The 21,980-nt window shown below is 40.8% G+C and carries 17 protein-coding genes; 13 read left to right on the forward strand and 4 right to left on the reverse strand.

Annotation, left to right across the window (positions count from 1 at the left end; genetic code table 11):
* Positions 1-155: 155 nt before the first annotated feature.
* The 8 genes from HKX40_RS02785 (at position 156) to bioD (ending at position 8,810) form a co-directional block, all read left to right on the forward strand.
* A complete protein-coding gene (locus HKX40_RS02785) occupies positions 156-2,210 on the forward strand; it encodes a M3 family metallopeptidase (protein WP_216605143.1) in 2,055 nt (684 codons plus the stop codon).
* A 136-nt stretch (positions 2,211-2,346) separates the two neighbouring features.
* Positions 2,347-2,985, forward strand: a complete 639-nt coding sequence (locus tag HKX40_RS02790) for an SCO family protein (protein ID WP_246233532.1) — start codon at positions 2,347-2,349, stop codon at positions 2,983-2,985.
* Positions 2,986-3,197: 212 nt separating this feature from the next.
* Positions 3,198-3,461 (forward strand): 30S ribosomal protein S20, encoded by a 264-nt coding sequence (rpsT, locus tag HKX40_RS02795; RefSeq protein ID WP_171588029.1) that lies wholly within the window; start codon positions 3,198-3,200, stop codon positions 3,459-3,461.
* Positions 3,462-3,841: 380 nt separating this feature from the next.
* Entirely contained in the window at positions 3,842-5,134 is a 1,293-nt protein-coding gene (gene bioA / locus HKX40_RS02800) for an adenosylmethionine--8-amino-7-oxononanoate transaminase (protein ID WP_171588030.1), read from the forward strand.
* Entirely contained in the window at positions 5,127-6,311 is a 1,185-nt protein-coding gene (locus tag HKX40_RS02805) for an 8-amino-7-oxononanoate synthase (protein WP_171588031.1), read from the forward strand. Before bioA ends, HKX40_RS02805 begins: the two co-directional genes overlap by 8 nt.
* A gap of 31 nt (positions 6,312-6,342) precedes the next feature.
* On the forward strand, positions 6,343-7,074 hold the full coding sequence (locus HKX40_RS02810) for a DUF452 family protein (RefSeq protein WP_171588032.1): 732 nt from the start codon (positions 6,343-6,345) through the stop codon (positions 7,072-7,074).
* Positions 7,062-7,925 (forward strand): malonyl-ACP O-methyltransferase BioC, encoded by an 864-nt coding sequence (gene bioC, locus HKX40_RS02815; RefSeq protein ID WP_171588033.1) that lies wholly within the window; start codon positions 7,062-7,064, stop codon positions 7,923-7,925. Before HKX40_RS02810 ends, bioC begins: the two co-directional genes overlap by 13 nt.
* Positions 7,926-8,072: 147 nt before the next feature.
* Complete coding sequence (gene bioD, locus HKX40_RS02820; protein WP_171588034.1) at positions 8,073-8,810, forward strand: dethiobiotin synthase; 738 nt, start codon at positions 8,073-8,075, stop codon at positions 8,808-8,810.
* Between the two features lie 25 nt (positions 8,811-8,835).
* Here the strand turns inward: bioD and folE are convergent, their stop codons facing one another.
* Entirely contained in the window at positions 8,836-9,525 is a 690-nt protein-coding gene (folE, locus tag HKX40_RS02825; RefSeq protein ID WP_171588079.1) for a GTP cyclohydrolase I, read from the reverse strand.
* A 211-nt stretch (positions 9,526-9,736) separates the two neighbouring features.
* Between folE and rng the strand changes: the two genes are divergently transcribed.
* On the forward strand, positions 9,737-11,200 hold the full coding sequence (gene rng / locus HKX40_RS02830; protein ID WP_171588035.1) for a ribonuclease G: 1,464 nt from the start codon (positions 9,737-9,739) through the stop codon (positions 11,198-11,200).
* Between the two features lie 73 nt (positions 11,201-11,273).
* Here rng and HKX40_RS02835 read toward each other — a convergent pair whose 3' ends face one another.
* Positions 11,274-13,379: a TonB-dependent siderophore receptor gene (locus HKX40_RS02835; RefSeq protein WP_171588036.1), complete on the reverse strand. Its 2,106-nt coding sequence runs from the start codon at positions 13,377-13,379 to the stop codon at positions 11,274-11,276.
* 221 nt (positions 13,380-13,600) lie between these two features.
* Here HKX40_RS02835 and HKX40_RS02840 point away from each other — a divergent pair, with 221 nt between their 5' ends.
* From HKX40_RS02840 to lysS, 4 genes are all read left to right on the forward strand, one after another.
* Entirely contained in the window at positions 13,601-14,581 is a 981-nt protein-coding gene (locus HKX40_RS02840) for a helix-turn-helix transcriptional regulator (RefSeq protein ID WP_171588037.1), read from the forward strand.
* A 234-nt stretch (positions 14,582-14,815) separates the two neighbouring features.
* Positions 14,816-15,920 (forward strand): peptide chain release factor 2 gene (gene prfB, locus HKX40_RS02845; protein ID WP_171588038.1). Its coding sequence is split into 2 segments (ribosomal slippage): positions 14,816-14,896 and positions 14,898-15,920, totalling 1,104 coding nucleotides; the frame shifts between segments, so codons are not numbered across the junction.
* A 46-nt stretch (positions 15,921-15,966) separates the two neighbouring features.
* Entirely contained in the window at positions 15,967-16,743 is a 777-nt protein-coding gene (locus tag HKX40_RS02850) for an SDR family NAD(P)-dependent oxidoreductase (RefSeq protein ID WP_171588039.1), read from the forward strand.
* Positions 16,744-16,848: 105 nt separating this feature from the next.
* On the forward strand, positions 16,849-18,369 hold the full coding sequence (gene lysS / locus HKX40_RS02855) for a lysine--tRNA ligase (protein ID WP_171588080.1): 1,521 nt from the start codon (positions 16,849-16,851) through the stop codon (positions 18,367-18,369).
* A 59-nt stretch (positions 18,370-18,428) separates the two neighbouring features.
* Here lysS and yoaA read toward each other — a convergent pair whose 3' ends face one another.
* Positions 18,429-20,381: a DNA repair helicase YoaA gene (gene yoaA / locus HKX40_RS02860; RefSeq protein ID WP_171588040.1), complete on the reverse strand. Its 1,953-nt coding sequence runs from the start codon at positions 20,379-20,381 to the stop codon at positions 18,429-18,431.
* Between the two features lie 183 nt (positions 20,382-20,564).
* Entirely contained in the window at positions 20,565-21,896 is a 1,332-nt protein-coding gene (locus HKX40_RS02865; RefSeq protein WP_171588041.1) for an RsmB/NOP family class I SAM-dependent RNA methyltransferase, read from the reverse strand.
* Positions 21,897-21,980: the final 84 nt, after the last annotated feature.

Raw genomic sequence — 21,980 nt, forward strand, 5'->3', positions numbered from 1 at the left:
CTATTCCTACTTAGATACCCACTTGCTCTTGGCGTATTTATACGTTATTCAAGTGGGCTTGTTTTTTCAATTAACCACCCCCAGCTATCTCCTACCTATTTTGGGTATACAATAAACCCTTTATATGCTTTTGTTAAACGACGAACGATTACACAATGATAGCTAACAACCCTCTTTTACAGCCCATTACTGAATTTGTTGATTACTCAGCAATCCAAGCGGAGCATGTTGTTCCTGCCCTCACTCAGCTTATCACTGACAATAAAGCACTTGTTGAAGAAGTTGCCGCACAAGCCACTCCCTTAAACTGGGAAAACTTTATTGAACGCTTAGAAATTGCTTCAGCTCCTTTATGGCGTGCTTGGCATGTAGTGAATCACCTAAATTCAGTCGTCAACACACCCGAATTACGTGCAGCTTACAATGAAATTCTCCCTAAAATCACCGAGTATTCAACATGGCTAGGTCTTAATAAAAACCTTTACCAACACTATAAGGCACTCAAAACCTCTGATGAATATGCTACGCTATCTCCTACTCGCCAACGTATTATTGATTTAGCATTACGTGGTTTTAAATTAAGTGGTGTTGAGCTTGAAGGTGAAGCCAAAGAGCGTTATGCAAAAATTAGTGAGCAATTAGCCAATCTTTCTCAAAAATTCAGCGAAAACACACTAGATGCCGTAGACTCTTGGGGGCATTATGTGAACTCACGTGAAGAGTTAGCAGGCATTCCTGAAGATGCCATTAATGCAGCCGCAGAAGCAGCTAAAGCAGATGGCAAAGAGGGGTATAAATTCACTCTCAAAATTCCATCTTATTTGCCTGTAATGCAATATGCTAAAAATTCTGCATTACGCGAAGTCATGTATCGTGGCTATAGTACTATTGCTTCAGACCAAGGTGATAAGCAATTTGATAACTCAAACAATATCGAACAAATCCTTGCCTTGCGTAAAGAAGAAGCACAACTCTTAGGTTATGCAAACTTTGCTGATATGCAACTAGAGACTCGCATGGCTGACAGCACGACTCAAGTAGTAGATTTCCTACGCAATTTAGCTACTAAAGCCAAACCTTTCGCCCTTCGCGATATAGAAGAAATCCGCACTTTTGCTAAAACCAAGTTAGGCATGGAATCCCTACAACCTTGGGATTATGCTTATGTATCAGAACAGTTACGCCAAGACAAATATGCTTATTCTGATGAAGAAATCAAGCAATATCTCCCTGAAGACACAGTAATGGCAGGTTTTTTCGCTGTAGTAGAAAAGCTCTTTAATATCACTTTTGAAGCTATTGATAAGCCCACTTGGCACAAAGATGTCAAAGTTTATTCTATTAAAGAACAAGACAATACTTTAGGTTATCTCTATGTTGACCTTTATGCTCGTAAAGGCAAACAAGGTGGAGCCTGGGTAGACTCAGAGCGTAGTCGCCATATTTACAGTGATTCGACCATTTTGCCTATTGTTTACCTCACTTGCAACTTTACACCACCAACAGGTAACAAACCGGCACTACTCTCTCCTGATGATTTAATTACTTTATTCCATGAGAGTGGTCATGCCTTACATGCCTTGCTTTCAGAGGTCAAAGAGCCTGCTGCATCTCCTTTTTCTAGTGTAGAGTGGGATGCTATTGAGTTACCCTCTCAGTTTATGGAAAACTTCACGTGGGAATGGCCTGTGATGGAGAAACTCACTCGCCATTGGGAAACCAATGCTGTGCTGCCTAAATCTTTATATGATAAGATGCTTGCCGCCAAAAACTTCCAAAGCGGCATGCAAACTGTGCGTCAAGTAGAGTTTGCTTTGTTTGATATGTTGATTCATCAATCATTAGACACTCTTTCAATTGATAAAGTTTTAGACATCTTAAACGATGTACGCCAAGAAGTTGCTGTCATCATACCGCCCGATTGGAACCGCTTTCCACACAATTTCTCGCATTTGTTTGCAGGCGGTTATGGGGCTGGTTACTACAGTTATAAATGGGCAGAAGTTCTTTCTGCCGATGCGTACAGTTTATTTGAAGAAAACAAAGTGGCTGATGGCAGCACCCTTAACTCAGATATAGGAGCTCTCTTTAGAAAGCACATTCTCGCCGTAGGTGGTTCGCTTCCTGCCGCTGAATTTTTTAGAAATTTCCGTGGTCGAGATCCTCAACCTGATGCCTTGCTTCGCCATAATGGTATGCTAGAAAACTAGCAATTACCTATTATTAGCACCTCAACTGTTTTGGGCATAATCTCAATGATACAAAATACTTGAGGTGCTATCCTCTCTAAACTTTATATTGTACATACTCCCAATTACACTACATTTCCTTAAGTGAGAATTCAAGATGTTAGCACTTCGTAAAAATCTCTATTCACGCATTGCCAAACTGTGCTTATCGAGCCTTATGGTTTTTGGAGGAGCATTACCAGCTACATCAATAGCGGTAGATATTAATACTAAGGTTTACAATATCAAACGCAACCTCCCTGACTTACATTTTAGCCTAGAAGGCACTCACGGCAAGGTAAACGAGCAGGCCCTCAAAGGTAAAGTTGCACTTGTATTCTTTGGCTATGCCTCTTGCCCTGATATTTGCCCTACTACAATGGCAGATTTATCATCATTGCGCCGTTCGCTTGACCCCAAACTAGCGGCTAATTTACAAATTCTCTTTATCAGTGTTGATCCTCACCGCGACACCCCCAAAATTATCCAAGCATATGTTGATGCTTTTGATAACGGTGCTATCGGTGTGACAGGCACGGCTGAAGAGATTGCTGATATTGCCAAACGCTATCGCGTTGCCTATCAAATATCAAAACCAGCACCAGGGACTGCCGATAATAACTACGAGGTCATGCATGCACAAGGAATTTACATCTTTGATAAACAAGGTCATGCGCGTTTACTAGCATCAAATGCCGATGACACCGAGTTGCTTAAAGAAAATTTGATTCCCTTGTTGGTTGAAGAATACAAATAGGAGTTGACCTAACAATACAAGCTGGTATCTTTAAAATACCAGCAGTGTAAGCACCCTCTTTCATCTCTGATAGCCTAATCTGCTTATTAACCTATTCATAATAGGGTGCTAATAGTAAAACATCAGATTTGCCACAAAAAATCTTGCATAATTAAATACTTAATGCTAGAATAGCAGTTTTGCTGAAACTAACTTAATAGAAGATATACATTATGGCCAATACTGCCCAAGCTCGTAAACGTGCTCGCCAAGCGGTAGCACGCAACAAACACAATTCTAGTCTTCGTTCTTTACTTCGCACTTCTATCAAGAGCGTGCGTAAAGCTATCGAAGCAGGTGATAAAGCTCAAGCTAACGAAGTTTTCTCTCGTGCAACTAGCGTAATTGATCGCGTTGCCGATAAGAAAATCATTCACAAAAATAAAGCTGCTCGTCATAAGAGTCGTTTAGCAGCTGCAATTAAAGCCCTAGCTTAATTGATAGGTAAGTATTAAGTACCGCGTTGGTAGTCCTCTCTAAATAATTATCTAACGCTTAGGGTTCAGCAAAAAAAGACGCTATTTCTTCGGAAGTAGCGTCTTTTTTATGTATTAAGCAATATCAGTTCCCTGAAAACAACAAACAGCGTTTTTTTCTTGTTTAAATATTTTTTATTTTTTAATTAAAATAATTTCAAATAGAAATTACATATCATTTACTATCCTTAAAATTATTTAATTTCGCTTAACTTCACATTATTATTCTTTCAAAAATAAAGTACTCCCCCTATTTACTCTTCTGTAGAATACATTTCGCTTGCTGTGTAAAAACAACATCTTTGAAATGAAATAATCCATCAACAAACAGGGAGAACTTAATGAATGAACAAGCCATGCTCGATTTTGATAGAGCACATATTTGGCATCCTTATGCTGCTGTAGAGACATCTACTCCTCTTTTTGCAGTAGAGCGTGCCAATGGCGTGTATATTCATCTAAAAGATGGTCGTCAACTCATTGATGGGATGTCATCGTGGTGGTCGGCAGTGCATGGGTATAATCACCCACGCTTAAATGCCGCCGCCACCCAGCAGCTTCAGCACATGAGTCATATTATGTTTGGTGGATTGACCCACGAACCTGCCATTCAACTAGCACAGACACTATTATCACTCTTGCCTCCTACATTAGATAAGATTTTCTTTGCGGATAGTGGCTCAATTGCAGTAGAAGTGGCTATGAAGATGGCAGTACAATACCAACATGCATGTGGCTACCCCCAACGCTATCAATTTGCCACCATCCGATCAGGCTATCACGGCGACACTTGGCACGCTATGTCCGTCTGTGATCCGGTTACAGGTATGCATAGCCTATTTAACCGCGGTCTACCCACCCAGTTTTTTCTTCCTCAACCTCCGATTGGCTTTCATCAACAGTGGGAGGACAGTGCTATCCTCCCCTTGCGTGATTTACTGGACAAGCATGCTGAACAAATTGCAGCTCTTATTCTTGAGCCTATTGTACAAGGGGCTGGAGGGATGTATTTCTACTCTCCAGAATACCTACGTCAGGCTAAAGCCTTGTGCGAACAATATGGCGTATTGCTGATTTTTGATGAAATTGCCACAGGTTTTGGAAGGACTGGTAAACTTTTTGCTTATGAACATGCACAAGTTGTCCCTGACATCATGTGTATTGGTAAAGCACTTACTGGCGGCTATCTCACTTTATCCGCCACCATTACCAGTACTGATATAGCTCGCAGAATCTGTGCTGGCGAAGCGAAATGCTTCATGCATGGTCCCACCTTTATGGCCAATCCTCTAGCCTGTGCTATTGCTAATGAAAGCATTCAGCTACTATTGTCATCTTCTTGGCAAAGTAAGGTACAAGCTATAGAAAAACAACTCACACAGTTACTTACCAAGGCACAACAACTTCCCTATGTAAAAGAAGTGCGTATACTCGGTGCTATTGCAGTATTGGAGCTACATACTCCCGTTAATATGGACAGCCTACAGCCTCGTTTTGTGCAACATGGTGTTTGGGTAAGACCTTTTGGTCGATTAGTCTATCTTATGCCTCCGTTTATTATCCAAGAACAGGAACTTACACTACTTGTTAACGGAATGTTAGCTGCATTGGCAGAGGAGTATGCTAATGAATAATACTCTTCTGAGAAAAACCACAGTTGACAATAGTTATGTCAACCAGCAATTACAACAGCTGCGTGAGCAACATCAATATCGCCAAATTCCTTTCTTAGACCATGAAGGACGTTATGTTACTCTTCATGGACAACGGCTACTGAACTTATCGGGCAATGATTATCTTGGCATATCCTACCGCCAAGACTGGCAACAAGCATTTTTGCAGCAATGCTCCACCCTATTACCTTTTTCTTCTACTTCTTCGCGTTTATTGACAGGTAATTTCCCCATCTATGAGCAACTGGAGAGTGCTATATCTACTGCTTTTCAACGCGAAAGCTGCCTACTATTAAATAGCGGTTATCATGCCAACATAGGTATTTTACCTGCTCTAGTAGACAAAAATACTCTAATTCTGGCAGATAAATTTGTCCATGCTAGCCTTATTGATGGCATACGGTTAGCAGCTGTGGATTTTATACGTTATCGGCATAATGACTATGCACACTTAGAAGCTCTATTAGCGGAAAACTCGCATTATGAACGCATAATTATTGTCACAGAAAGTGTTTTTAGCATGGATGGAGACCATGCGGATTTATCCCAGTTAGTCACACTCAAAAAACACTATCCTCAAGTCTTACTCTATGTGGATGAGGCACATGCCATCGGTGTCTATGGTGATAATGGGTTAGGACTGGCAGAGGCACAACAGTGCATTGCAGACATTGATTTACTTGTCGGTACTTTTGGTAAAGCCATGGCTTCTATAGGAGCTTATGTCCTTTGTTCACAGCCACTGCGTCAGTTGCTTGTCAATAAAATGCGCCCTTTAATTTTCTCAACGACATTACCACCGTTTAATATAGCATGGACGTATTTTGTTTTCCAACGCTTAGCACAACTCAAACAACAACGAACCCGTCTTGCCCAAACCAGTGCTTTTTTCCGGCAACAGTTGAGTGAGCTTTTTCAAGTCCCTATGCCAAGCGAAAGCTGTATCGTGCCTTATATCCTAGGAGATAATGAAAAAGTCATTAAACTAGCCCAACGGCTGCAACAATCCGGTTATTACTGTTTGCCTATTCGTCCGCCTACCGTCCCTGTAGGCACAGCAAGAATTCGTTTTTCTCTCAATGCCGATGTGCAATTAACGGAGTTAGAACAGTTGCTAGATGTTTTAAAAACAATATAACTCTCACTGCATACTACCTGGCTGACAATCAATGGACATACACTTACAGCAACACCAAGGCTCACAACTGATTTGCTACTTCGCAGGTTGGGGTACACCACCCGGTGCCGTAAATCATCTAAGGCTCCCCCCCAATACCGATTTAGCCATTGCATATAGGTACCATAATCTTGCCTACCTTATAGACCTTGATGCCTATGAAAACATTCATATCGTGGCATGGTCTATGGGAGTATGGGTGGCTGAACAAGTATTTCAACCTTTATTTAAGGCAGACAACTCCCTGCTATCGCGGATTAAAAGTGCCACTGCTGTTAATGGTACTGGACTTCCTCGCCATAATACAAAGGGTATTCCTACCGCTGTTTTTGATGCTACGGTAAAGACATTAAACCCTCAAAGTCGTCTGCGTTTTGAGCGTCGCATGTGTGGTGAATTTTTATCGCAATACCAGCAAGTTGCAGATTATCGTGATTTTGAAGATATACAACAGGAACTACAATGTTTACAACACTGGTTAAGCCCTGACTCTATAACACCTAGCATTTCTTTAGGTATTACATCAACTACAGAATCACACTTATCCCATGTTGCTATGCCAATAATCCCTTGGTCTCATGCATTACTGGCAACACAAGATGCAATTTTCCCTATTAAAAACATGCGCCGTTATTGGCAACCGCATTGCCCTATCCATGAAGTCAAAGGGGAACATTGGCTTTTCCCAACCTTTACTCACTGGGAGGAACTATGGAACATTTGATTGCCACATCACAGCGTATGGCTACATCGAGAGCATCGATTGATTACCCTTCTATCAAGATGAATGAGAGAAGCTGTACTAGCCCTAGTAAACTCGATAAAAAACTTATCCAGCAAAGGTTTCACAAGGCAAAAGAATCCTATGATCAACATGCCATTGCACAACAGCAGATTAATCAACATCTGTTAGATTTATTGCTAAAGCATGCAGGCACCCAATTCCACCAGTTATTAGAGCTAGGTTGTGGCACAGGGCTACTCACCCAACAGTTACAACAACATATCCTTGTCAATAATTGGTATATCAACGATTTGTGTGATATGCAAGACTTAGTTGCCCAAAAACTTACATTACCACATTGGACATTTTTACAAGGAGATATGGAACAGATAACCCTGCCTCCTTTCTGTGATCTTATTATCAGTGCCTCTGCCATACAGTGGGTACAAGATAAACCAGCCTTCCTGAAACGTTGTGCAAAAAGCCTTAAGCCTAAAGGTTGGTTATTTTTGAGTACATTTACTGCGGATAATCTTAAGGAAATTCGCCAATTAACAGGCAAAGGATTGGATTATCCTAGCCTAGCTCAATGGCACACATGGTTGTCGCATGACTTCGATCTAATTTGCTGTGAAACAAAAACTATCCAGTTATTCTTTCGTACCCCTATGGAAGTACTTTGTCATCTTAAATACACAGGTGTAACAGCATTGCAAAAAACCATATGGAATCGTCAACAACTTCTTTTCTTTTGTAAACGTTATTCTGATGAGTTTACTCAAAAAAATCAGCATGTTGGACTTACCTATACCCCACTATGGATAGGAGTTAGAAAAAAGGTCAACAAATAGTTTTATTATCAAATATTATCCTTGAGGACACGAAATATGAAGATACATACCTGTCATAAACCCACATATTTATCAAATATACGCTGAATATACTCTTATTTGTCACAATAGGGACTTTCTTATTACTTTTAACTCTTACAATGCATTATGAATTATTCTGTTTCCCCCGTCTCTGCAAACACTAACCGGCAAGTTCCTTCCATTATTTTTATAAGTGGTATTGATACCAATGTCGGTAAAACTTGTGCTACTGGCTGGTATGCAAGCAAACTCATGCAGCAAGGCTACAAAGTTATTACCCAAAAACTTGTTCAGACTGGATGCAAAGGTATACCAGAAGATATTATCAAACATAGAGAAATTCAAGGGATAGAACTTACCCCCGAAGATAATCAGGGTCTCACTTGTCCCTATATTTTTGACTATCCTTGCTCTCCTCTACTTGCTGCCAAATTAGCAAATAAAAAAATTGAAGAGCAGGTCTTTGATCAAAGCACCCAAACACTCTCTCTACGTTATGATGTTGTACTAATCGAAGGTACAGGAGGTTTATATGTACCATATCAAGAAGATAGAACAACCATAGACTATATTGCAACAAGACACTACCCTACTATCCTTGTCACCTCCAGCAGGCTAGGCAGTATTAATCATACACTACTCAGTCTATATGCTTGTCAACAGCGTAATATCCCTGTACTTACAGTCATCTACAACTTGCATCCTGAAGAAGATTTAGCTATTAGCCAAGATACACAATTTTTCTTGCAAAACTATCTACAAAAGCACTTCCCAAGTACGACTTTTGAAGTGATGGAAAAACTCGCTGGCTATAGCGCTAACTTATTACTTAAGGAAACACCTCAGAAAGTAGGAATTTGGTAAGCAAAGCTCACCCTTGCTATTAGAGTTAACCTGCTTGATTAATCAATGCTAGAAATTCTTTACGCAAATCAGAGTTTTTAAGGAATGAACCTCGCATAACACTATTTATCATTTTAGAGTTAACATCCTTAACACCACGCCATTGCATGCAAAAATGATCGGCTTTCATCACAACAGCGACTCCGTCAGGTTTCATTTTATTAAATAACATGTCGGATAGCTGTACTACTGCTTCTTCTTGAATCTGTGGACGCTGCATAATCCAACTGGCTAGACGAGCGTATTTAGACAAGCCAATCAGGTTAGACTTCTCATTGGGCATGATACCAATCCAACACTTACCCATAATAGGACAAAAATGGTGTGAACAAGCACTACGAATAGTAATAGGCCCCACAATGATTAACTCATTGAGTTTTTCAATGTTGGGGAACTCTGTCATCTCGGGCATCTCAGTATAACGCCCAGCAAAAACTTCTTGGATATACATCTTGGCTACACGCTTTGCCGTCTCACGTGTATTATGATCGGTATCGGTATCAATCACCAAGCTATTAAGAACCTCCTGAAACTTGGCTTCTACCTCTGCTTGCAACAGCTCCAACTCACCTGGTTGGATAAACTCAGCAATATTGTCATTGGCATTAAAACGGCGACCTGACTGCTTGATACGATTGCGAATAACGGTAGAAATATAAGTATTGTCGGTAGATATGCTCACCACGAATTCCTAATGATTTTTTAACAAGCCACTATTGTAACGGAAAAAATATTATCTTACCTGCATGACATTGAGACCATTATGGATTTCCTTTTTACACAACTGCATTTCATGAAAATTGCATCTTGTTCTTAAAATAAAGTCTAACGTAGTGAATGCTTATTCTTTATAATAGCAATATCTTAAGTTATTTTTTATTCATATAATGAGCGAACAAATTCTCGTCAATGTCACCCCTTTTGAAACTCGTGTGGCAATTATGGAGCAAGGCACACTACAAGAGGTGCATATCGAAAGGACTAGCCAACGCGGTAAAGTCGGCAACGTCTACATCGGCAAAGTCGTCCGCGTACTCCCTGGCATGCAAAGTGCTTTTGTAGATATTGGTCTAGAACGCGCTGCCTTTATCCATATTGCAGACTTGCAAGAAAGTCGTGTAGCACGCAATAATGGTCTACCACAACAACAGATTGAGAAAATCCTTTTTGAAGGACAATCTATTATGGTGCAAGTTATCAAAGATGCAATTAATAACAAAGGAGCTCGACTCTCCAACCAGATTAGCATTGCAGGGCGTTTTCTAGTTTATATGCCTTTTGATAACCATATTGGGGTCTCCCAAAAGATTGAAGATGATACAGAGCGAGAACGCCTAAAAAATATCCTCACACCGTTATTACCACCTAATGAAAAAGGAGGATATATCATTCGCACACAAGCCGAGATGGCAAGTGAAGCAGAGATTCAGCGAGATGTGGAATACTTGTGTTTGCGTTGGCAAAAAATCAAAGAAGCCATTCAAACGCATGGGGCTCCTAGCCTTATTTATCAAGATTTGGATCTATTAGAGCGAGTTATGCGCGATATGGTTGTACCTGAAACCATTTCAGTGGAGATTGATTCTCGCAGTGCCTCTCAGCACTTAATCGAATGGTCAAAAGTCTATACCCCCGATATTACCCATAAAGTGAATCATTACACGGGGATTAGGCCTCTTTTTGATACAGCAAATATTGATGACGAAATTAATGCTGCCCTTTCACGTCGTGTAGATTTAAAATCGGGGGGGTATCTTGTGATTGACCAGACCGAAGCCCTGACCAGCATTGATGTCAATACGGGTGGGTTTGTAGGATGGCGTAATTTTAATGACACCATTTTCAAAACCAATTTAGAAGCCAGTATTGAAATTGCCCGTCAGCTACGCCTACGCAACTTAGGGGGCATTATTATCATTGATTTCATTGATATGGACAACCCTGATCATCAAGAAGCAGTATTATCAGAGCTACAAAAAGCTCTTGCCAAAGATAGGACACGCACTACACTGAATGGTTTTTCTCCATTAGGTCTTGTAGAGATGACACGCAAACGCTCCCGTGATTCGTTAACCACCTTGCTTACAGAGCCTTGCCCTACTTGCGATAGTCGAGGTTATGTGAAAACAGCACGTACTGTGGCCTATACCATTATGCGAGAAATTTTGCGTGAGGCTAAACAATTTAACCCCAAAGAGTTCCGCTTAATTTTATCGCCTCAGGTCATTGATTTATTTCTTGACGAGGAAAGCAATTACCTCGCCATGCTAGATGATTTTATTGGTAAACCGATTAGCCTAGAAGTGGATAATTCATATACACAAGAGATGTACGATATTGTCTTACTTTAAAAGAATTCGCAAAAATAACAAAGGGGCATGGCCATTGAAACCACGCCCCTTTAGAAAATGCAGAACCGTTTTCTTAGAAAGAATAACGTGCGCTAACAAAGATATTACGCTCTTTGCCGGGGATGTTGAAAGTCGTACCTGCCCCTACCCGTGCGTAATAGTGACGATTAAAGACATTCTCTACATTGATTTGTGCTTTAAATTTGGGGGTAAAAGCATAAGCCAGCATCAAATCATATGTGGCATATCCTCCTGTCGATACTTTTTGTGCGGAACGAATGCCACTCATCGCATTCACTCCTGCACCCACCGTCAATTTCTCTGTCACATCATAGGTTGTCCATAAATTACCGCTATGGCGTGGCATCAAGAAGAAAGTCGCCTCAGGAGAACCTACCACCACCTGTGTATCAATATAGCTATAACCTGCATGAATACGCCACTTATCTGTGATATTTCCACTGACCTCAGCTTCAAAACCATTAATTTCTCGTTTACCTAGTGGGACACTATAACTCACGTTGGCTCCGGCTGAAACTGCTTGATTCTTATCTTTCAAGCGATACACCGAAAGTCGAACATTCAAGGCATCATTATTAAATGACCCTTTATACCCTCCTTCGATTTGAGTACCTTCACGCGCCTTCAATAGACGACCATCTTCACCGACAGAAGTTTGCGGAGCGTACAGCATTGAATAACTTGCATATAGACTATGATTAGGCAAGAAATCAAAGACCAGACCACCATATCCTGTAAAATTCGTCTCGCTTCGTGTATTTTTTACATTATTAGCCACGGCCTCTGTTCTATAGTGACCTAACCTACCTCCTAGAATAACGGACAATGCGTCAACAGGACGTAATACGAGTTTTCCATAAACCCCCTGTTCACTTTGTTTAGTCGTTGTGGAACTTAATGAGAAGCCTTTCAACCCTTGACGAGCCCCACCTAAGATATCAACATAACTTAAGCTACCAAAATCTCTATAATCCAAGGCACTTGCTTTAGAGCGTCCCATATCATAATCGTAATTGGTGTGACTATAATTAGCCCCTACAACAAAGTCATTGCGCGTTTTTCCCCAGTTAAATGATTGACTATAACTGGCATCAATAGCAAATGAACGCTGTTCAATGTGCTGCCCTAAATAAGAAACCGTCGTCTGATTCTTGGCATTTAAGGCAGACCCTGAAAATGCATAATTAGAATCCGCTTCTCGATCAGAATAGCGTAGTCCAATCTTACCATGCGCACCATTATCAAAATAATGCTTCAAGTCTGCAAAAACATCGTGACTACGCATTTTAAATTTATTCCAATCTGCCCCTACAAATACTTTTTGAGGAAGCGGTAACAATGTTAAATCTGCATAGGTAGGAAGACCATTATCAGGCGATAAGTGACGTTGTTGATACAAATAGCCAAGTCCCAATGTTGTCTGTGGTGTAATATCCCAGTCAAAAGCCGTATAGAACGTCTCATTATGGTTATTTTTTTCTGCTGGCTTATAAGAAACCCCGTTCGCCTGAGCGATGAGTCGCCCTCTCAAAGAACCAGAGCTATTCAAAGAACCTGAAACATCGCCATCTATATTGTAACGTTTAGAAGAGCCATAACCTGCCCCAATACTTCCCGAGAAATCCTTGGTTGAACGTTTGCGTACAAAATTAATAATTCCGCCCATTTCGCCGCTACTATCAAATAATCCGCTAGGACCACGCATGATTTCTACTCGGTCAAATACGATAAGATTAGGTAAACCTCCCGAAATACTGGTCATCTGAGCAGGTAATCCATCAATGTTATACTCGCTGTATTCATACCCTCGAGCATACACAGACGAACGACCATCGTCATTAGGCAATACGCGTAATCCCGGTGTTTTAGAAGCTAACTGATCTAACGTATTCACATTACGATCTTCAATTTGCTGATTAGTAATCACCGTAATAGACTGAGGAATCTCACGCAAAGCAGCTGGACGTTTAGTCCCTACGGTAGAAGCAAATGAACTATAGTCACGAGTTTTCTCTGTGGCAATAGCATCATAGATGCGTTCATTGACGGCTTCAACCGTCTCAAGTTGAGTCACATCCTTATTATCTTGTGCATAAAGTGGCGAAGCAAAAAGAGAGGCCACAATAGCTGTGGTCAGCTTCAAATTAAACCCTTTCATATAAAAATAACCTCATATATAACTATAATAAATTGACCTATTCCCTACTTCTTCAACACAATCACACTCACTATCAATGAGGGTTCGCAGTAAAGTCCCTTTGAGGAATAAGCTCTGCTTTAAATCAGTTTTATTATTTTAAAATTAAAATTTCACAGTAATGAGAATGATTTTTATTTAAAATAGACATTATTTGTTGAATTTCGGACATTGCGGCTATCATGCAACAAACAGCATCCATTAATAGACAAACAGAGAGTTTTAATAAACAGCCCTCTTCTTTTGATAAAGCAACATCCTTTTCCAATGAGCTGACAGAACACCTTAATAGTGAACAATTCATTCACCTCACTCATAGTGATGAAGTCCATGATTGGCTAGAAGGCACCTATGACTTCAATGAATTTAATAGTGGCATTCATGTGCATGGAGGGGTACTGACACCCAAGAAAAATATGGATTGCAGCCGAATGGTCGACAGTTATGTGAATTTTATAGTTCTGCTAGAAGGACAATTACGCTTCAGTATTAATAATCATCTTTATGAAATCCCTGCTAAAGGTGGACGCATTATCATGGTGTCCATCGCACAAGAAAGTTTATTTACACGGCATTTAATACAAGGAGAGCGTTGTGTTAAAGTTGCAGTCAAAGGGATTGAAAAATGGCTGCGTCAATATTACAAAAAAACTGTTTGCCCTGCCGTATTCGATGATACTGTACGTATTTGGACATTGACACCAGAGATACGAGAGCTATGTTTATTCTTTTTAAAGCAACACGAAAACTCTCTTTATCAACAACTACACCAAGAAGCTAATGCATTGCATTTATTGGCTGAATTATGGCGTACTTTTGAACAACACAGTGATGCACAGACTCACAATGTGCTACCCAATCCTACTCATGCTTTCACTCAACAACTTAATGCCATTTTTCAACCCTCATGGCACATTAGTGATTTAGCAAAAGCACTGAATATTAGCGAACGAACCTTACAACGTCGAGTCCAAGAACATTTCGGATTGACAATTCATGCCTGGTTACGGCATAAAAAAATGAAATATGCCCTACATGCACTGAAGCATTCTACCCTTAGCATTGGTGAGATTTCCTATGAATGTGGATATAAGCATGTATCCAATTTTACCCAAGCCTTTAAACAATACTTTGACTGCACTCCAGCACAAGTAAAAGAATAATAGATTTAAGGCCTTTATGACAAAACTGTGAATACTATAGCGTATTCACAGAGCCTGTTTTTAGGTTGTATCTCTTGAAAAATAACGGCAAAACAGAACCCCTTACTGTGGATATTGCACATTCATCTATACAACATTTTCTAAAAAACATTTTGAATAGGGAAATCCCTGATATATCTTCTAATAATCCGTTAAAATAAACGGTTTATTAATAAAATTATTGTTGGAATACTCATGGAAGCAGAACGCCAGAACCAGTTAGCTGCGGCATTAGCGGACTACGCTGAGCGCGAACAAGCGCTAAGGGGGTATCTTTGACTTTGATGCAAAGTCCGAACGCCTGCAGGTTGTCAATCTAGAAATGGAAGATCCCACTATTTGGGAAAACCCTGAAAAAGCACAAGAATTAGGACGAGAGAAGAAAAATCTTGAAAATGTTGTCCTTACACTAACAGAACTCCAACAATCCATCAAAGACAGTCAAGAGCTTTTTGAGCTTGCCAGTAGTGACAATGATGATGCAACACTGGAAGCTATTGAAGAAGATGCTCGTCGCTATGGCGAGATTATCGAGGGCTTTGAATTCCGCCGTATGTTTAATAACCCTGCCGACCCTCTAAACTGCTTTATTGATATTCAAGCAGGTGCTGGAGGCACAGAGGCACAAGACTGGGCATCCATGTTGCTGCGTCAATATTTGCGTTATTGCGAACGTAAAGGTTTTAAAGCTGAGGTCTTAGAAGAGTCTGCTGGTGATGTAGCAGGTATTAAATCTGCAACCATCAAAGTTGAGGGCGAGTATGCGTTTGGATTTTTAAGGACAGAAAGTGGTGTCCACCGCCTTGTTCGTAAAAGTCCCTTTGACTCTGCAAACGGTCGTCATACATCCTTTGCTAGTCTCTATGTCTACCCAGAGGTAGATGACTCTATTGACATAGAAATTAATCCGGCCGATTTACGCATTGATACCTATCGTGCAAGTGGTGCTGGTGGCCAACACATTAACAAAACCGACTCGGCAGTACGCATTACCCATATGCCAACAGGGATTGTAGTGCAATGTCAAAATGACCGTTCTCAGCACCGCAATAAAGCAGAAGCCATGTCTATGCTACGCTCAAAATTGTACGAATTAGAAATGCGTAAACGTATGGCAGATCAACAAAAGCTAGAAGACGCCAAAACCGATGTCGGCTGGGGGCATCAGATTCGTTCATATGTACTTGACCAAAGTCGTATTAAAGACTTGCGCACTGGTGTCGAAATTTCCAATACACAAAAAGTGCTTGATGGTGATTTAGATAGTTTTATTGAAGCGAGTCTAAAACAAGGAATTTAAAGATGATTGACCATATGGAAAATCATCGCTTTACATAGGTAAGATTATGAACACTATTGCTATTGTCACAGGAGCTTCTCGGGGAATCGGTTTGGCATTAGCCGAACAATTAGCTCGTGAATGCACTATTCTTGTTACGGTTGCACGTACTGAATCTCTCAAAAGTGTTGCTAAGATTACAGAAGAAAATCATACAATACATCATCATTTCGTTGCCGACCTGAGTGATACAATTGATGTGCGTAATTTATGCAGTAAACTTTCTACTATCCTCCAAAAAAAGGCTGATCGTTATTTACTTATCAATAATGCGGGCGTACTAGGTCCTATGGTGCAATATAACGGCCTCACTCCTGGATTATCAGCTGAGATTGATAATGCTTTTCATATCAATGTGGCTGCGGCTATTACCCTAAGCAGTGCTTTTTTACGTGATATGGCAAAGCATATCAATACATCAACAGAGACTGATAAGCCAAGCATTCAAATTATTAATATTTCCTCTGGTGCGGGGCGTTCAGCCTATCCTGGTTGGGGAGTATACTGTGCAACCAAGGCTGCTCTTGACCGTTATAGTGAAGTAGTTCAACTTGAAGCTCCTTGGGCTCAAATTGTCGCTCTTGCCCCAGGTGTTGTCGATACCAATATGCAAGAAAATATCCGTAGTAGTGATGAAAAAGATTTTCCCAACTTACAACGATTTAAAGATTTACACGCCAACCAAGGATTGAGTGCCCCTGCTGATGTTGCTGCTAAAATACTAGCCTACAGCCTTAGCCCTGATTTCGGCAAGCAAACGTTAGCCGATATTCGCAAGATTTAATCTTGATGAACAAGGACAGCTTTCTTGCTAGGCGATGCAATCAATATTGTTAGCCTAACATCGCATAATTAAACAAAATACAATATAACTTACTTTATGAATACTATGACAGAACAACATACCACTCCAGAATTAGATGAAAACAAACTCATCGCTGAACGTCGCGCAAAACTTGATAAGATCCGTGCAGAAAAAGGCGTTGCCTACCCGAACAGCTTCCGCCCGACAGACCATGCAGCTGATTTGCACCAAGCCTATGATGCCATGACAAAAGAGGAGTTAGACCCTCTTGAGAAACAAGCATGTATTGCAGGTCGTATGATGCTGAAACGGGTGATGGGAAAGGCAAGTTTTGCCACTTTACAAGATGCATCTGGACGTATTCAAGTTTACCTAGACAAAAATCACTTGGGTGAAGAAGCCTATAACGACTTCAAAACCTGGGATATTGGTGATATTGTCGGTGTAAAAGGTCGTGTATTTAAAACGAATAAGGGAGAGCTTTCTGTTCATGCTCAATCCATTGAGTTGATTAGTAAGTCTCTACGTCCATTACCTGACAAGTTCCACGGTATTGCAGACCAAGAGTTACGTTACCGTCAACGTTATGTTGACCTTATCATGACTGAACAAACACGTGATACCTTTAAAAAACGTAGCTTGGCCATGAATCATCTTCGCCAATTAATGATGGCAGCAGGCTTTTTAGAGGTCGAAACCCCTATGCTTCACCCAATTCCTGGTGGTGCATCAGCTAAACCTTTTATCACCCACCACAATGCGCTAGATATGGACATGTATTTACGCATTGCCCCTGAGCTTTATTTAAAACGTCTTGTGGTTGGTGGTTTTGAACGCGTCTTTGAAATTAACCGTAATTTCCGCAACGAAGGAGTGAGTCCACGTCACAATCCAGAATTCACCATGATGGAGTTCTATGCTGCCTATACTGATTATCGCTGGATTATGGATTTCACTGAGAAAATTATTCGTGAAACAGCACGTAAAACTCTCGGTACGGCAAAGATTACCCACCAAGGTCGTGAGTTAGATTTAGAAGCTCCTTTTGAGCGTCTCACTATGGTGGATGCAGTCATCAAATACGCCCCACAATATACTAAAGAACAGCTTAATGATGCTGAGTTCTTACGTAGTGAATTAAAGAAACTGGGTGCAGATATGAATGACCCAGCGATTAAAAACGCAGGTCTTGGTGGATTACAATTAGCTTTCTTTGAAGAAACTGCTGAAAGTCAATTATGGAATCCTACCTTTATTATTGACTATCCTGTAGAGGTGTCACCATTGGCCCGTGCCTCTGATGAGCGCAAAGACATCACGGAGCGTTTTGAACTCTTTATCACAGGTCGTGAAATTGCAAATGGTTTCTCTGAGTTAAATGACCCAGAAGACCAATCAGAACGCTTTATGGCACAAGTCCGTGCTAAAGATGCTGGTGATGAAGAGGCTATGTACTATGATGCTGATTATATTCGTGCCCTTGAATATGGTATGCCTCCTGCTGGTGGCTGCGGTATTGGTATTGACCGTCTAATGATGTTAATTACTGATAGTGCTAGCATTCGTGATGTATTGCTCTTCCCTCACCTACGTCGTGAGGATTAATGCTGTACCTTGCCTTTGTGACTTTTTTGACCACATAAAAAGTCCAAAGGCAAACTGTCTTAATTCCCCCAAAAACTCAATGCTACCTGTAAATCTCGTGTACGGAAAAAATTGGGTAAACTTCGCCATAACATGGGACTATAACGCTGACTGACCAGACGCTCATCCCCTACAATCAATACTCCCATATCATTTTCTGTACGAATCAGTCGCCCTGCCCCCTGCTTTAAGGAAATAGCAGCCATTGGAATTTGAATTTCTACAAAAGGATTCCCCCCTCTTTCGCGACAGGCCTCAATCCTTGCCTCCAGAATAGGGTCATCGGGAGGGGCAAAAGGTAATTTATCAATAGCCACCAAGGTTAGTAAATCTCCAGGAAAATCACTTCCCTCCCAGAAACTTGCACTACCTATTAATACCGCATTTTTCTCTTGTCGGAATCTATCTACAAGGGCACGAGGGGAAGCACTCCCTTGGCATAATATGGCTCTTGTAATCCCTGCTTTATCAAAAGCCTGTCTCAATAAATCACCAAAAATTTCTACTGCTCGCAATGTTGTGCATAACAATAACACCCCACCAGGCGTTCGTTGGATAAACGGCACTAACATATCAACAAACTGACTTTCATACCTAGCATCTTTCACACTAGGTAGATGGCTTGGGACATACATGAGAGCCTTTTCAAAATAGTTAAAAGGTGACTCCCATGTATGGCACTGTGCCTCCCATAAACCTAACTGAGCCTGGAAATGGGTAAATTGGTGATTGACCGATAACGTAGCTGAAGTCAAAATCCACGCCTGATCATCTCGTTTAAAATGGACAAAATTCTGTACTGATAAAGGTGCTCGACTTAACCGTAATTGATGCACACCAAATTCTATCCAACGTACATAGACATTTTTATCATTTTCTTCGTATCGCTCTGGATACGTCCATTGATATAACTGATTTAAATAATTACTCAGTCGATTATAGACTTCTTGTAAATCAATATGATGGTCTGCAACTACCCCTAATCGCTGTGATAGTGCATCCATACACCCCAGCAAAACATCCAACTGGGCGAGGAACTTCTCTTGATTAGGAATATGATCAAAAACAGCTCGTTTGCCAGGCATGGATTCAATGGGGCCAGCAATAAGACGCAACTCAAGTAGAGCGTGTTTGACCACATTGCACAATTTATCCCACTCTGCCGCACTTTTGACATAGGTATTGGTCTGTATTTCAATTTCTTTGACCACTTTATCCACATCTGATAAGGTGATGGTATCCCCCAAAAACTGTGTGGCAATGTCTGGTAATTGATGGGCCTCATCAAAAATAATTGTGTCTGCCACTGGCAATAAATCAATATCTGCTTCTTTACGTAAGGCTATATCTGCAAAAAACAAAGCATGGTTAACAACCACCACATCAGCTTCTTTGGCGGCTGCCCGTGCTTTAGCTACAAAACAATCTTCAACATAAGGACAATCTTTGTTAAGACAGTTCTCTTTGGTAGATGTCACTCGCGACCATATAGGTGACGATTCAGGCACTGAGGCACAATCGGCTTTATCCCCTGTCTTGGTCCGCTGAAAAAACATTTGGATTTCTTTGAGCTGTTTGGCTTCCTGTTGACTGTTTAACTGGGTAAACTCATCATCTACCACACGATGATAATGAAAATGGCAAAGGTAGTTTGCTCTACCTTTGAGCAAAGCCACCCTAACAGGAAGCCCTAGAGCTTTTTTCAACATAGGGGCATCTTTGCGAAACAATTGATCTTGTAGAACTCTTGTCCCTGTGGAAACGATGACTTTACCCATAGAGGTAAAAGCAGGAACAAGATACGCCAGTGTTTTCCCTGTCCCCGTACCTGCTTCTGCAATTAGAATAGACTTATCTGCTATTGCTTGCTCTATTGCCAAAGAAAGCTCAATTTGTGACTGACGCAAGGTATAGCCAGGCAAAGAGCCTGCTAAATCCTTTTTAAAAAAGTCTGTCACATTTAAACTTAACATGATGTTATCTGCCCCATAAGAGAGCCTATACAATAGCAGAAACAGCTATCGGGAACAACTGGATGTTTTTATCCACAAGTGCAATAACAACTAATGTGAACAGCATCATAAGATATTTTTATCCATGAGTACTCTCAAAACGAATACCCTAGTAGAGTAAAAGACTGTTATCCTTGAGTATAATTAAGATTGACGCTCTAACACAGCAGCAAAAAAGCCATCTGTCCCATGAACATCTGGACGCAAATGAAGCATACCATCATCAGAATGCAAACCAGGATTGCGATCTCCCAATACTTGTTCAAAAGGAATCAAGACAAAATCAGGATGTTTAGCCAAGAAAGCATGGATTTGCTCTTCATTTTCTTGAGGTAATAAACTGCATGTTGAATAGATAAGACGTCCTCCTGGAGCAACGCAGCGAGCTGCACTATTTAAAATGCGTGTTTGTAATTCACGTAACTCCACTAAATCTTCTGGGGTTTGACGCCATTTTAAATCGGGATTACGACGCAATGTCCCCATCCCAGAACAAGGCGCATCGACTAATACACGCTGTGCTTTTCCTGCCAAGCGCTTTACATGCACATCATTTTCATTATTAAGTTGAATGCAAGTCACATTGGATAATCCACTACGAGCGATACGGGGTTTTGCTTTTGCCAACCGAGCACCCGATACATCAAAAGCATAAAGACGACCTTGAGAACGCATCATCGCACCAAGTAATAAAGTTTTACCACCCGCACCCGCACAAAAATCGATTACCATATCTGAACGACGGGGACTTACTAGCATACACAGCAACTGACTTCCCTCATCCTGCACCTCAATAACACCTTTTTCAAACAAAGACCATCGATTTAAGGCCGGCTTATCTACAAAACGAATACCAAAAGGTGACCAAGGTGTTGGATTCATCGCAAGTTTAGGCTCTTGTTTTTCCAATGTGGCCAGTACTTCCTCTCTATTCCCTTTAAGAGGATTAACACGGATATCCAATGGTGCTTTAGCATTTAAGGCATTCATTAAAGCAGAAGCATTTTCCTGTTTAGATAACTCCGTAAACAACCACTCTGGAACGCTAAAACGAATAGCTGGATTTAAAGTGTCATTATCAATTTTTAACACTCGCTCTAACCATTCTTTTTCATCTACCTCTATTACTGCAGATACAGTAGACTCTCCCAAAGTCGCAACCAATCCCAAAATTGCCAAACGACGGTTCGCTGCCCCCACACCACTTTCAGCATATTGGCGATAACGACGCAGATGGCGTAACACGTCAAACACAGCTTCTGCTACCTCACCTCGGTCACGCCCTCCTAATTGACGATGCTCTCTAAACCACTTGGACAATACCGCATCAGCAGGGTAGTTAAATTTTAAAACTTGGCCAAGGACATCGGTAATTTGTAGCAGACGCAATGCAATAGGGGATAATTTTTCTCCCTCAGATTTACGTCCATCGAGCTTACGGTGTGTACGTTGAGTATTTTTGGATTGTTTGTTCATTATCTGATTAATTTATAGCAAAAGGGTTATTGTATCTTATGGTTGTCTCGCTTTAAGTTTAAAAACTCTAACCTTTTCAAAATG

It is taken from the genome of Pelistega europaea, assembly GCF_013133775.1.
Lineage (GTDB): Bacteria > Pseudomonadota > Gammaproteobacteria > Burkholderiales > Burkholderiaceae_B > Taylorella > Taylorella europaea.

What these genes read in the sequence shown, in the direction of transcription:
- HKX40_RS02785 (WP_216605143.1), top strand. Translation starts at nt 156, where the DNA reads ATGATAGCTAACAACCCTCTTTTACAGCCCATTACTGAATTTGTTGAT.
- HKX40_RS02790 (WP_246233532.1), top strand. Translation starts at nt 2,347, where the DNA reads ATGTTAGCACTTCGTAAAAATCTCTATTCACGCATTGCCAAACTGTGC.
- rpsT (WP_171588029.1), top strand. Translation starts at nt 3,198, where the DNA reads ATGGCCAATACTGCCCAAGCTCGTAAACGTGCTCGCCAAGCGGTAGCA.
- bioA (WP_171588030.1), top strand. Translation starts at nt 3,842, where the DNA reads ATGAATGAACAAGCCATGCTCGATTTTGATAGAGCACATATTTGGCAT.
- HKX40_RS02805 (WP_171588031.1), top strand. Translation starts at nt 5,127, where the DNA reads ATGAATAATACTCTTCTGAGAAAAACCACAGTTGACAATAGTTATGTC.
- HKX40_RS02810 (WP_171588032.1), top strand. Translation starts at nt 6,343, where the DNA reads ATGGACATACACTTACAGCAACACCAAGGCTCACAACTGATTTGCTAC.
- bioC (WP_171588033.1), top strand. Translation starts at nt 7,062, where the DNA reads ATGGAACATTTGATTGCCACATCACAGCGTATGGCTACATCGAGAGCA.
- bioD (WP_171588034.1), top strand. Translation starts at nt 8,073, where the DNA reads ATGAATTATTCTGTTTCCCCCGTCTCTGCAAACACTAACCGGCAAGTT.
- rng (WP_171588035.1), top strand. Translation starts at nt 9,737, where the DNA reads ATGAGCGAACAAATTCTCGTCAATGTCACCCCTTTTGAAACTCGTGTG.
- HKX40_RS02835 (WP_171588036.1), bottom strand. Translation starts at nt 13,379, where the DNA reads ATGAAAGGGTTTAATTTGAAGCTGACCACAGCTATTGTGGCCTCTCTT.
- HKX40_RS02840 (WP_171588037.1), top strand. Translation starts at nt 13,601, where the DNA reads ATGCAACAAACAGCATCCATTAATAGACAAACAGAGAGTTTTAATAAA.
- HKX40_RS02850 (WP_171588039.1), top strand. Translation starts at nt 15,967, where the DNA reads ATGAACACTATTGCTATTGTCACAGGAGCTTCTCGGGGAATCGGTTTG.
- lysS (WP_171588080.1), top strand. Translation starts at nt 16,849, where the DNA reads ATGACAGAACAACATACCACTCCAGAATTAGATGAAAACAAACTCATC.
- yoaA (WP_171588040.1), bottom strand. Translation starts at nt 20,381, where the DNA reads ATGTTAAGTTTAAATGTGACAGACTTTTTTAAAAAGGATTTAGCAGGC.
- HKX40_RS02865 (WP_171588041.1), bottom strand. Translation starts at nt 21,896, where the DNA reads ATGAACAAACAATCCAAAAATACTCAACGTACACACCGTAAGCTCGAT.